Raw genomic sequence first — 10,958 nt, 5'->3', positions numbered from 1 at the left:
GGGGCTGGGCTGCGCTTGAGGCGGGAGGCCGCCCGGATTTCAGGCCCAGAGCTGGCCGTGCAGCGTCTCGATGGCCTCTTCCGTGGTGGCCGCCGTGTAGACGCCGGTGGAGAGATACTTCCAGCCGCCGTCCGCCACGACGAAGACGATGTCGGCGCTCTCGCCCGCCTTGACGGCCTTCCTGCCGACGCCGATCGCCGCGTGCAGCGCGGCACCGGTGGAGACGCCCGCGAAGATGCCCTCCTGCTGGAGCAGCTCACGGGTGCGGGTGACCGCGTCGGCGGAGCCCACCGAGAAGCGGGTGGTGAGGACCGAGGCGTCGTACAGCTCCGGGACGAAGCCCTCGTCCAGATTGCGCAGGCCGTAGACCAGGTCGTCGTAGCGCGGCTCGGCGGCCACGATCCTGACGTCCGGCTTGTGCTCGCGCAGGTAGCGGCCCACGCCCATCAGGGTGCCGGTGGTGCCGAGGCCCGCGACGAAGTGGGTGACGGAGGGCAGGTCCGCCAGGATCTCCGGGCCGGTGGTGGCGTAGTGGGCGCCCGCGTTGTCCGGGTTGCCGTACTGGTAGAGCATCACCCAGTCGGGGTGCTCGGCGGAGAGTTCCTTGGCCACCCGTACGGCGGTGTTGGAGCCGCCCGCGGCCGGCGAGGAGATGATCTCCGCGCCCCACATGCCGAGCAGGTCCCGGCGCTCCTGCGAGGTGTTCTCGGGCATCACGCACACCATGCGGTAGCCCTTGAGCTTGGCCGCCATGGCCAGCGAGATGCCGGTGTTGCCGGAGGTGGGCTCCAGGATGGTGCAGCCGGGGGTGAGCCGGCCGTCCTTCTCCGCCTGCTCGATCATGTGCAGCGCGGGGCGGTCCTTGACCGAGCCGGTGGGGTTGCGGTCCTCCAGCTTCGCCCAGATGCGGACCTCGGAGGACGGCGACAGCCGCGGCAGGCGCACCAGAGGAGTGTTGCCCACCGCGGCCAGCGGGGAGTCGTAGCGCATCGCTCTCGGGGACCGATCAGCGCATGCCGCCGGCGACGGCCGGCAGGATCGTGACGTTGTCGCCGTCGGACAGCTTCGTGTTGATGCCGTCCAGGAAGCGGACGTCCTCGTCGTTCAGGTAGACGTTGACGAACCGGCGCAGCTGGTCGCCGTCCACGATGCGGGCCTGGATGCCCGCGTGCCGGCTCTCCAGGTCGGCGAAGAGCTCGGCGAGGGTGTTCCCGGTGCCCTCCACCGCCTTCTGACCGTCGGTGTAGGTGCGGAGGATGGTCGGGATGCGGACCTCGATGGCCATGGTTGCGGGCTCCTGTCGGAAGTGTTCGTCGGGGCTGCGGGCTCGGTACGTCAGCAGAAGGCGCGCACCACAGTCAGAACCATGGGCTCATCGTATCGATTCCCGGTCGGCGCTCCGGAATGTGATCCCATCTGCCGGACGGATTCCGGTCGCATCCTGAGATCAGTAGGCGGCGACGACCTTGACCTCCTCCTCGGTGACCTCGCCGTCCACGATGCGGAAGGAACGGAACTGGAACTCGCCCAGGCCGTCGGTGTCGGCGGTGGAGACCAGGACGTAGTGGGCGCCGGGCTCGTTGGCGTAGGAGATGTCGGTGCGCGACGGGTACGCCTCGGTCGCGGTGTGCGAGTGGTAGATGACCACCGGCTCCTCGTCGCGGTCGTCCAGCTCGCGGTAGAGCTTGAGCAGATCGCCCGAGTCGAACTCGTAGAAGGTGGGCGACATGGCCGCGTTGAGCATGGGGACGAAGCGCTCGGGGCGGTCCGAGCCGGCCGGACCGGCGACGACGCCGCACGCCTCGTCGGGGTGGTCCTTGCGGGCGTGGGCGACGATCTGGTCGTACAGCGCCTGGGTGATGGTCAGCATGCCCGTCAGGATAAGCACAGGGCCGCCCCGTACCGATGGGTGGTACGAGGCGGCCCGCATGCCGGACGTCCTGAGCGGCGACCGCCGGGGGCGCCACGAGTGCTCCCGGCGGCCGGACGTCCCGGGGAGGGGTCGCGGCGGTGGCGTCAGCGCTTGGCGAAGGCCGCGGCCTCCGGGTTGCGGCGCTTGAGCACCGCGTAGGAGACGCCGAGGATCAGACCCCACAGCGGCGCGCAGTACAGCGAGACCCGGGCGTCCTTGTCGATGCCCATCAGCACGATCACCATGCCGATGAACAGCAGCGCGAAGACGCTGGCGTACGGGGCGCCGGGGGCCCGGAACTCCGAGCGGGGCAGGACGCCGCGGTCCGACAGCCGCCGGTAGCGGATGTGGCAGACCAGGATGACGATCCACGCCCACATGCCGGAGATGGTCGCGAAGGAGACCACGTAGTCGAACGCCTTGCCCGGCCACTGGTAGTTGATCCAGACGCCCACGAGCATCAGCGCGGCGGAGAACGTGGTGCCGACCAGCGGCGTACCGCTCCGTGTCAGCTTGGTGAAGAACTTCGGGCCCTGGCTGTTGAGCGCGAGGTCGCGCAGCATCCGGCCGGTGGAGTACATGCCGGAGTTGCAGGAGGACAGCGCGGCCGTGAGGACCACGAAGTTGACGATGCCGGCGCCGACGGACAGGCCCATCTCCTGGAAGGCGGCCACGAACGGGCTCTTGCCCGCGTGGAACTCGGTCCACGGCACCACCGACAGGATCATGACGAGCGCGCCGACGTAGAAGACGGCGATCCGCCACGGCACGGTGTTGATCGCCTTCGGCAGCACCTTGCGCGGGTCCTTGGACTCGCCCGCGGTCACGCCGACCAGTTCGACGGCGAGGAAGGCGAACATGACCATCTGGAGCGTCATCAGGGTGCTGCCGACGCCGTGCGGGAAGAAGCCGCCCTCGTTCCACAGGTGGCCCACCGAGGCGGTCTTGCCCGCGTCGGAGAAGCCGAGCGTCAGGATGCCCGCGCAGATCAGGATCATGCCGATGATCGCGGTCACCTTGACCATGGAGAACCAGAACTCCAGCTCACCGAAGAGCTTCACGGAGATCAGGTTGGCGCCGTAGAGCACGATCGTGAAGATCAGGGCCGAGGCCCACTGCGGTATGGAGAACCAGTACGTCATGTACGCGGCCGCGGCGGTGACCTCGGTGATGCCGGTGACCACCCAGAACAGCCAGTACGTCCAGCCGGTGACGAAGCCCGCGAACGGGCCGATGAACTCGCGCGCGTACTCCGAGAAGGAGCCGGAGACCGGGCGGTACATCAGCAGCTCGCCGAGCGCCCGCATGATCAGGAAGATGACGAAGCCCGCGATGGCGTACGCCAGGATCAGACTCGGTCCGGCCTTGGAGATGCCCTTGCCCGCGCCGAGGAAGAGACCGGTGCCGATGGCACCGCCGATGGCGATCATCTGGATCTGCCGGGACCCGAGCCCCCGCTGATACCCCTCGCCCTCGCCGCCTTCCGCCCGCACGGCCTCCTGGCCGTCGGGATGCTGGTCGACCTGCGCTGAGGTCATTTTTGGTGCGCCTTTCTCCATTCCGACCCGGGCCTTCGTCGGCCTCGGACCGGATCACGATCCCCCCGGATTGATGGAGTTGTTGCCTGGCCGACGGTCGTCGGCTCGGTGGCGCACCCGGCCGAACGTGGGTGGTGTTCGCCGGGCGGTCGTGAAGATTTATCACGACCGCAACACTGATCACCCTGATCGATTGTGATGCAAGGCACAGGTAAAAGCAGACAAATAGCGTCCGAATGAGGCAAACCCGGCCGCAACGGTGACGGGATCGTTATCCGGATTTGAGCGTCCGCTGAGCGAACCGCCGATCGGGCGGGATCAGGGCATAAGGGTGGACACCAGGGTCTCCTGGAGTCCGCCCAGCCACAGATAGGCCATCACCATCGGCTTGCGCGGGTCCTCGTCCGGCAGCCGGTACAGCAGCTCGGTGTCGTCCTCGTCGGTGATCTCCAGCCGGGCACCGATCGCGAGGCGCAGATCGTTGAGGGAGTTCAGCCAGCGCCGGGACTCCTCGGGAGTCAGCTTCAGCACCGCGCCGCCCTCGTCCACGGGGGCGAGCGCGTCCAGGCTGCGGATCACCGCGAGCGCGTTCTCCCGCTTGCCGGCCCGCAGGTCGTTCTCGGTGTAGCGGCGGAACTCGGCGGAGTGCGCCCGGCGCTCCTCGGCCTGGGCGGGCGAGTCCGGGGCCTTCTCCGGGTCGCTGTAGGCGTCCGGGAAGAGCCGGCGCAGCACCGGGTCGGCGGGCGGCTCGCTCGGCCCCTCGGCGAACAGCTCCGCGAGCGGGTCGGCGGGGGCGTCCGCGCCGGGACCCGGGCCGATCAGCTCCAGGAGCTGGACGGCCAGCGATCGGATGATCGAGATCTCGACATCGTCGAGCGCGACGGCCGCGCCGCCGCCGGGGAGCGGTTCGAAATGTCCGGGCATGTAAGTGGATTCGCTACTTCCGGTCCTGCTGCAGGGTGGCCCACAGTCCGTAGCCGTGCATGGCCTGCACGTCGCGTTCCATCTCCTCGCGGCTTCCGCTGGAGACGACCGCCCGGCCCTTGTGGTGGACGTCGAGCATGAGCTTGGTGGCCTTTTCCTTGGGGTAGCCGAAGTACGTCTGGAAGACGTACGTCACATAGCTCATGAGGTTCACCGGGTCGTTGTGCACGATGGTGACCCAGGGGACGTCGGGCTCGGGTACGGCGAAGACCTCCTCCGCCGACTCGGTGCGTTCGATCTCTACGGGCGCGGGTGACGTCACAGTGACCATGCTGCCACGCGCCCCGGAAATCGTCACACTGACGAGATGGGGTTACCCTACTCGACATGAACACAGCGGACCTTGGGCTGCCGGTGGATGTTCCGTCGACGGCGCTCTTCACGGACCAGTACGAGCTGACGATGCTGCAGGCCGCCCTGAAAGCGGGCACGGCCGACCGGCGGAGCGTGTTCGAGGTCTTCACCCGGCGGCTGCCCGACGGGCGGCGCTACGGCGTCGTCGCGGGCACCGGACGCGTCCTGGACGCGGTGGAGAACTTCCGCTTCGACGAGGGCGTCCTGCGCTTCCTGCGCGAGCGGCGGATCGTCGACGAGGAGACCCTGCGGTGGCTGGCCGGCTACCGGTTCACCGGGGACATCTGGGGCTACCCCGAGGGCGAGGTGTACTTCCCCGGCTCCCCGGTCATGCGCGTGGAGGGCAGCTTCGCCGAGTGCGTGCTCCTGGAGACGGTGATCCTCTCCATCCTCAACCACGACTCGGCCATCGCGGCCGCCGCCTCCCGGATGGCCTCCGCGGCCGGTGACCGCCCGCTGATCGAGATGGGCGCCCGCCGCACCCACGAGCTGGCGGCCGTCGCCGCCGCGCGCGCCGCCTACGTGGGCGGCTTCGCCACCACCTCCGACCTCGCGGCCGGCTTCCGGTACGGCATCCCGACCGTCGGCACCTCCGCGCACGCCTTCACCCTGCTGCACGACCGCGAGCGGGACGCCTTCCGGGCCCAGGTGGACGCCCTCGGCTCGGACACCACGCTGCTGGTGGACACCTACGACGTCACCGAGGCGGTCCGTACGGCGGTGGAGGTCGCCGGCCCCGGGCTGGGCGCGGTCCGCATCGACTCCGGCGACCTGCTGCTGGTCGCCCACCGGGTCCGCCAGCAGCTGGACGAGCTGGGCGCGACCGGCACCAAGATCGTGGTCACCTCCGACCTGGACGAGTACGCCATCGCCTCGCTGGCCGCCGCGCCGGTGGACGCGTACGGGGTGGGCACCCAGCTGGTCACCGGTTCCGGGCACCCGACCGCGTCCATGGTCTACAAGCTGGTCGCCCGCGCGGAGACCGCCGACCCGGGCGCGCCGCTGGTGCCGGTGGCCAAGAAGTCCAGCGGCGGCAAGATCTCCGTCGGGGGCCGCAAGTGGGCGGCGCGCAGGGTGGACGCGGACGGGGTGGCCGAGGCCGAGGTGGTGGGCACCGGGCCGGTGCCGGCCGAGCTGGCCGACCGGCAGCTGCTGGTGCGGCTGGTCGAGGGCGGCACGGTCGTGGCCCGCGAGCCGCTGGACGTGCCCCGGGACCGGCACATCGCCGCCCGCGCCAACCTCCCGCTGTCCGCGACGCAGCTGTCGCGGGGGGAGCCGGTGCTGCCGACGGAGTACCTGCACGAGCCCTAGGTCCAGACCGCCGTCGCCTCCCTCTCCCCTACGGGCCCGTAACTCTCTAGGCTCGGATACTTCACCGCCGTTCGAAGGACACCACCATGCGCCGCGCCTTGATCGTCGTAGACGTGCAGAACGACTTCTGCGAGGGAGGCAGCCTCGCGGTGGCCGGTGGTGCCGACGTGGCCGCCGCCGTCACCGAGCTGATCGGCCAGGCGGCGGGCACCGGGTACCGACATGTGGTGGCCACCCGTGACCACCACATCGCGCCCGGCGGCCACTTCGCGGACGACCCCGACTACGTCCGCTCCTGGCCCGCGCACTGCGTCGCGGGCACCGAGGGGGTGGGCTTCCACCCGAACTTCGCCCCGGCGGTCGCCTCCGGCGCGATCGACGCGGTCTTCGACAAGGGCGCCTACTCGGCCGCCTACAGCGGCTTCGAGGGCAGCGACGAGAACGGCACCGCCCTCGCCGACTGGCTGCGCGCCCGGGACGTCGAGGAGGTCGACGTGGTGGGCATCGCCACGGACCACTGCGTCCGCGCCACCGCCCTGGACGCGGCGCGGGAGGGCTTCCGCACCACCGTCCTGCTCGACCTGACGGCCGGGGTCTCCGCGGAGACGACCGAGCGCGCCCTGGAGGAGCTGCGGGCGGCCGGCGTGGAGCTCACCGGCAAGCCGGTGCTGGGCGGCTGAGCCCGGCGGGCGCCGGGCCCCGCCGCCCGGCGCTACCGCGCCACCGCCGTGCCGCGCAGCAGCGCCCGGATGGGGTGCCACAGCTCGGTCATGACACCGTTGTCCCCCGGGGCGGGGGTCGTGCGCCATATCAGGCCGTCCGGATGGTGCAGCACCGCCGTGATCTCGTCCGGCGTCGGCGGAGCCGTGTTGCCGCGGAGGTAGACCGCGCGCAGGCCCAGGTTGCGGAGCCGGGTCAGGGCCCGGGCCCGGTTGCGGGCGTGCACCAGGACACGCACCCCGGCGGCGTCGTACGGCAGGTTCAGCGCGACGACGACGGTGCCGTTCGGCAGTTTGCTAAAGCCTCCAGCGGCCATGCGGTCACATCCCCGTTTCGTTCGGTGTCAATAAGAGAGCCACAGAACGCACCTAAACACGATCGGCGGCAACCCGCCAAGGGGTTGCCGCCGATATGCGTCTGACCTGCATAGATGCGGACTACTTCACCGCGGGTCCGACCTTCACGGAGATCGTGGAGCCGTCCTTGGCCTCGTGGACGATCGAGATCTTGGTGTTGGTGTCAGTTACCTTCACCGCACCGCTCGGGTTCGCCGGGTCGTAGTACGTGCTCGCGTGGTCGTCGAAGACCGGGACGCCCTTGGACGGCTTCACCGTCGTCGCGACGTCCGCCTTGTGCAGCGTGATGCCGTCCGTGCCGTAGAGGCTGAAGGGCGAGTCGTACGCCTGCATCCGGTTGCGCAGCAGGGTGCCGTCGGCCCACCGCAGCGCCGTCGGGTGGGAGTCGATCGGGAGGATCAGACCGCTGCCCGGGTGGTCGTTCACGTTGGTGTTGTTGTCGGCCTGGGAGGTGTCCCACTTCCAGATCAACAGGCCGTTCTGGTACGGGTAGTGCTCCACCCAGTCGGGCCGCGCCGCGGAACCGAAGTTGTACGGGCCGGTCTTGAGCGTGGTGTCGTACGACACGTACTGCCGGTTCTCGGCGATGTAGTACTGCGGGTAGTCCTTGGTGAAGGACGCCCCGATGCGGGAGAAGCCGCTCGCGCTCCAGGCGGCGTCCGCCGTCTCGGCGTTGTCCGAGAAGAGCGGGGTGCCGTCGGCGGTCACCGTGATCTCGTCGGCGGTGAAGCCGTTCTCCGCGACGCCGCCGTCGGTGACGTAGCGGAAGCGGAGCTGGATCTTCTGCCCGGCGTACGCGCTCAGGTCGTAGGACAGCTTCTGGTTCTTCTCCGAGAAGCCGGTCAGCGCGGGCGCGCCGCTGGCGTCACGCGGGATGGCCTTGCCGTCCGCCGTGCCGTCCACGGCCGTCCACTTGGCGCCGCCGTCGGTGGACACCTCGGTGTAGAGGTAGTCGTAGTCGGCCTCGATGGCCCACCAGCCGTCGAGCGTCAGCGCGGCCGAGGACTTGCCGGTGAGGTCGACGTCCCGGGTCAGCGTGTTCTTCAGGTCGTTGCCGCTGCCGCTCCACCACTGGGTGGCGCCCTCGGCCGGCTCGTTGATGGTGGTGGTGACCGCCTTGTCGGGCAGGCTGACCACCAGGCCCTGCTTGTTCTTGGTGTTGTACTCGGCGACGCCCAGCTTGTGCGAGGACTTGGTGCCGGCCTTGGCGGTGTCGTAGTTCAGCCAGCCCAGCTGGAGCTTGTCCCAGGCGTTCATGTCGCCGGGCAGGTCGCCGATGGCTTCCTTGCCGGTGCCGAGCCAGGAACCGGAGGACATCAGGGTCCAGAAGCCGGTGGAGTTGTCGCCGCCGTCGGTGTCGTACTCGTCCGGCAGGCCGAGGTCGTGGCCGTACTCGTGGGCGAAGACGCCGAGGCCGCCGTTCTCCGGCTGGATGGTGTAGTCGCCGACCCAGATGCCGGTGTCGCCGACCGGCGCGCCGCCCAGCTTGTTGTCCGTGGGGCCGGTGGCGCCCGCGTCGGTGCCGAAGGCGTACCAGCGGTGGGCCCAGATCGCGTCGGTGCCCTGGACGCCGCCGCCCGCGGACTCGTCCTCGCCGGCGTGGACCAGCTGGAAGTGGTCGATGTAGCCGTCGGGCTCGTTGAAGTCGCCGTCGCCGTCGTAGTCGTAGCGGTCCCACTGGTCGTACTGGGCCAGGTCCGCCTTGATGTCGGCGTCGGACTTGCCGGCCGCCTTCTGCTGGGCGACCCAGGCGTTCAGACCGTCCCTGACGACGTTCCACACGCTGGTGCAGTTGGTGGAGCCGCAGGCGTTGTTGCCGTAACGGGCCTCGTTGTAGGGGACCTTGACCCAGTCGGAGACCTCGCCGTCCACCGAGTAGCGGCCCGAGGACTGCTTCTCGTAGTACTTCTTCAGCGACTCGGTGTTCTTGCCGGTGCCGAAGTACAGGTCCTGGAAGTGCTTCTGGTCGTAGTCCTGCTGCCAGGCCGTGGAGTTGTCGAGCTTGCGGTCCGGCGCGGCGATCGTGTTGTGCAGCGGGCCGGGGGTGCCGCCGTACTTCGGATCGGTCTTGTCGCCGAACTCCACCAGGATGGTGAAGATCTTGTCGGTCTTCTCGCGGCTCAGCTCGACGTACTTGCTCTTGCCCTTGCCGCTCTTGAGCTTGACGACCTTGGAACCGTCGCGCTCCTGCGCGGCGGCCTTGCCCGCGATGACCTGGTTGAGGGCCTCGGCGCGCTGCGCCTTCTGGGTCTTGCTCAGCGGGCCGTCGAGGTCGTGGGTCTGCTGCCGCACCGGCGCCGGGTCGTGCCGGTGTACGGCGCCGGCCCCGGTCTGGGTGCTCGCCTCCGCGACGGCGAAGGTGGCGAACGTGGCGGAGGCCGCCGCGAGCGTCACACCGATGGCGGCCGCTCTGAACGTCCAGGATCTGCTGGTCACTTGAGTTCCTCCCCCGCGCCCCGCGCGCGGACAGGGGGTTCCCGTGATCGGAAGTCCGTGCGCGCATGACAAGCGCGTGTTCAAGTGACGACATTTGACTAGAGGTTTAGAAGAAAAGACAGATCTTGACTCGGTAAGGTCTGGTGGACTATGCGGAGTTGACGTCGACTTTAGGCGGGGCGTGCTTCCTGTGCGCCCCCCGTGCATCGGCACCGTGGGTTAGGTCACGCTTACCGAGGGGTCCGCTCGGGCATGCAGGCGAGGAGAGAAGAGAGTCGAACGGCACCCGATCACCCGGTCAACCGATCACGAAGACTTCCGAGGACACGATTGCCATGCCTCGTCCGACCGTCGCCCAGCTCGCCTACGGTGCGTGCACCGTGGTCTTCTCGACCCTCGCCATGCTGCTGCTGTCCCAGACGAGTTCGGGCGTCGGCATCGCCGTCATCGCCCTCGCCGCGCTCGCGCTCGGGCTGCTGGTCGCGATGACGGTGCCGGCGCCACGGGCGCGGGGCACGGAAGAGGCCGCCGGGGCGGCTCCGGAGGAGCGGCGCGTCCCGACGGCCCTGTGACGCCGGCCGGTACGGCGGCGGTCAGTCGGTGCTGACCACCACCGTCCTGGCCGCCTTGTCGTGCAGGCCCTGCTTGTAGGGCCGGTCGAAGAAGCTCCAGCCGCCGCAGATCACGGTCCAGACGCAGGCGCAGCAGAAGGCGAACGGCAGCCACAGCACGAGGGCCCGCAGCAGTGCGGTCCGCATGCCGGGGGTGGCGCCGTCGGACAGGTTGGCCACCCGCATGCGCAGCCACTTCTTGCCGAGCGTCTGACCGGTCCGGTGGGTCAGGAAGGTGTCGTAGGCGATGTAGAGGACGGCGGCGATGACGGACTGGCCGAGCGAGCGGGCGGCGTCGACGCGGTCGCCGTTCACCTCGTACTCGCGCACGTTGAACGCCCAGGTGAGCAGGTAGACGACGATCCCGACCAGGATCATGTCGATGATGCGGGCGAGCGTCCGCTTGGCGCTGTCGGCGAGCGGGGGCATCCCGGCGAGGGGGTCGGTGGGACGACCGCCGGGGCCGGACGGACCGGCTCCGTAGGGGCCGCCGCCGTACGGGCCACCGCCGTAGGGGCCCTGCCCGTACGGGCCGCCGGAGGGCGGGGGCTGACTGCCGCCGTAGGGCGGGGGGTACGGGCCGCCGCCGTCCGGCGGGCGGTCGTACGGCGAGCCCGGCCCCGGCTCCGACGGGGGCGGCTTCCTGAACGGGTCGTCCTCGGGTGGCGGCTCTCCGGAGCCGGGGGGCGGTGTGCTGCTCATGGCCCGAGTGGATCGCGAACGCCCCGGTTCCGCA

At 69.8% G+C, this 10,958-nt stretch carries 12 protein-coding genes; 3 read left to right on the top strand and 9 right to left on the bottom strand.

The features are described from left to right. Positions 1-39: 39 nt before the first annotated feature. The 6 genes from HZZ00_RS03645 to clpS all read right to left on the bottom strand — a co-directional run bounded on the left by HZZ00_RS03645 (position 40) and on the right by clpS (position 4,705). Positions 40-990 (bottom strand): PLP-dependent cysteine synthase family protein, encoded by a 951-nt coding sequence (locus tag HZZ00_RS03645; RefSeq protein WP_180330847.1) that lies wholly within the window; start codon positions 988-990, stop codon positions 40-42. Between the two features lie 16 nt (positions 991-1,006). Then, the gene (locus tag HZZ00_RS03640; protein WP_070022731.1) at positions 1,007-1,285 is read right to left on the bottom strand and encodes a MoaD/ThiS family protein; all 279 of its coding nucleotides are present in this window, start codon (positions 1,283-1,285) and stop codon (positions 1,007-1,009) included. Between the two features lie 162 nt (positions 1,286-1,447). Continuing rightward, positions 1,448-1,870 carry a Mov34/MPN/PAD-1 family protein gene (locus HZZ00_RS03635; RefSeq protein WP_180330846.1) on the bottom strand — a complete coding sequence of 141 codons (423 nt, stop codon included), beginning with the start codon at positions 1,868-1,870 and terminating at the stop codon, positions 1,448-1,450. Between the two features lie 146 nt (positions 1,871-2,016). Next, the gene (locus HZZ00_RS03630) at positions 2,017-3,450 is read right to left on the bottom strand and encodes an amino acid permease (RefSeq protein WP_180330845.1); all 1,434 of its coding nucleotides are present in this window, start codon (positions 3,448-3,450) and stop codon (positions 2,017-2,019) included. Between the two features lie 318 nt (positions 3,451-3,768). Beyond that, on the bottom strand, positions 3,769-4,374 hold the full coding sequence (locus HZZ00_RS03625; RefSeq protein WP_070022728.1) for a DUF2017 domain-containing protein: 606 nt from the start codon (positions 4,372-4,374) through the stop codon (positions 3,769-3,771). Between the two features lie 13 nt (positions 4,375-4,387). Beyond that, positions 4,388-4,705 (bottom strand): ATP-dependent Clp protease adapter ClpS, encoded by a 318-nt coding sequence (gene clpS / locus HZZ00_RS03620; RefSeq protein ID WP_180330844.1) that lies wholly within the window; start codon positions 4,703-4,705, stop codon positions 4,388-4,390. A 56-nt stretch (positions 4,706-4,761) separates the two neighbouring features. On the opposite strand from clpS, the gene HZZ00_RS03615 reads away from it, so the two are divergent. Both HZZ00_RS03615 and HZZ00_RS03610 read left to right on the top strand, forming a co-directional pair. Beyond that, positions 4,762-6,099 (top strand): nicotinate phosphoribosyltransferase, encoded by a 1,338-nt coding sequence (locus tag HZZ00_RS03615; RefSeq protein WP_180330843.1) that lies wholly within the window; start codon positions 4,762-4,764, stop codon positions 6,097-6,099. Between the two features lie 86 nt (positions 6,100-6,185). Then, positions 6,186-6,779, top strand: a complete 594-nt coding sequence (locus HZZ00_RS03610; protein WP_070022725.1) for an isochorismatase family protein — start codon at positions 6,186-6,188, stop codon at positions 6,777-6,779. Positions 6,780-6,811: 32 nt separating this feature from the next. Here HZZ00_RS03610 and HZZ00_RS03605 read toward each other — a convergent pair whose 3' ends face one another. Together HZZ00_RS03605 and HZZ00_RS03600 are read right to left on the bottom strand one after the other, a co-directional pair. Next, a complete protein-coding gene (locus tag HZZ00_RS03605) occupies positions 6,812-7,135 on the bottom strand; it encodes a hypothetical protein (RefSeq protein ID WP_180330842.1) in 324 nt (107 codons plus the stop codon). Positions 7,136-7,256: 121 nt separating this feature from the next. After that, positions 7,257-9,611 carry an immune inhibitor A domain-containing protein gene (locus HZZ00_RS03600; RefSeq protein WP_180330841.1) on the bottom strand — a complete coding sequence of 785 codons (2,355 nt, stop codon included), beginning with the start codon at positions 9,609-9,611 and terminating at the stop codon, positions 7,257-7,259. A gap of 335 nt (positions 9,612-9,946) precedes the next feature. Here HZZ00_RS03600 and HZZ00_RS03595 point away from each other — a divergent pair, with 335 nt between their 5' ends. Next, positions 9,947-10,183, top strand: a complete 237-nt coding sequence (locus HZZ00_RS03595) for a hypothetical protein (protein ID WP_180330840.1) — start codon at positions 9,947-9,949, stop codon at positions 10,181-10,183. A gap of 21 nt (positions 10,184-10,204) precedes the next feature. Here the strand turns inward: HZZ00_RS03595 and HZZ00_RS03590 are convergent, their stop codons facing one another. Then, positions 10,205-10,924 (bottom strand): RDD family protein, encoded by a 720-nt coding sequence (locus HZZ00_RS03590; RefSeq protein ID WP_180330839.1) that lies wholly within the window; start codon positions 10,922-10,924, stop codon positions 10,205-10,207. Positions 10,925-10,958: the final 34 nt, after the last annotated feature.

Source organism: Streptomyces sp. NEAU-sy36, assembly GCF_013423905.1.
Taxonomy (GTDB): Bacteria; Actinomycetota; Actinomycetes; order Streptomycetales; family Streptomycetaceae; genus Streptomyces; species Streptomyces misionensis.
The sequence above is the reverse complement of the archived record's forward strand: the minus strand, read 5'-3'. Positions and strand labels throughout refer to the sequence as shown.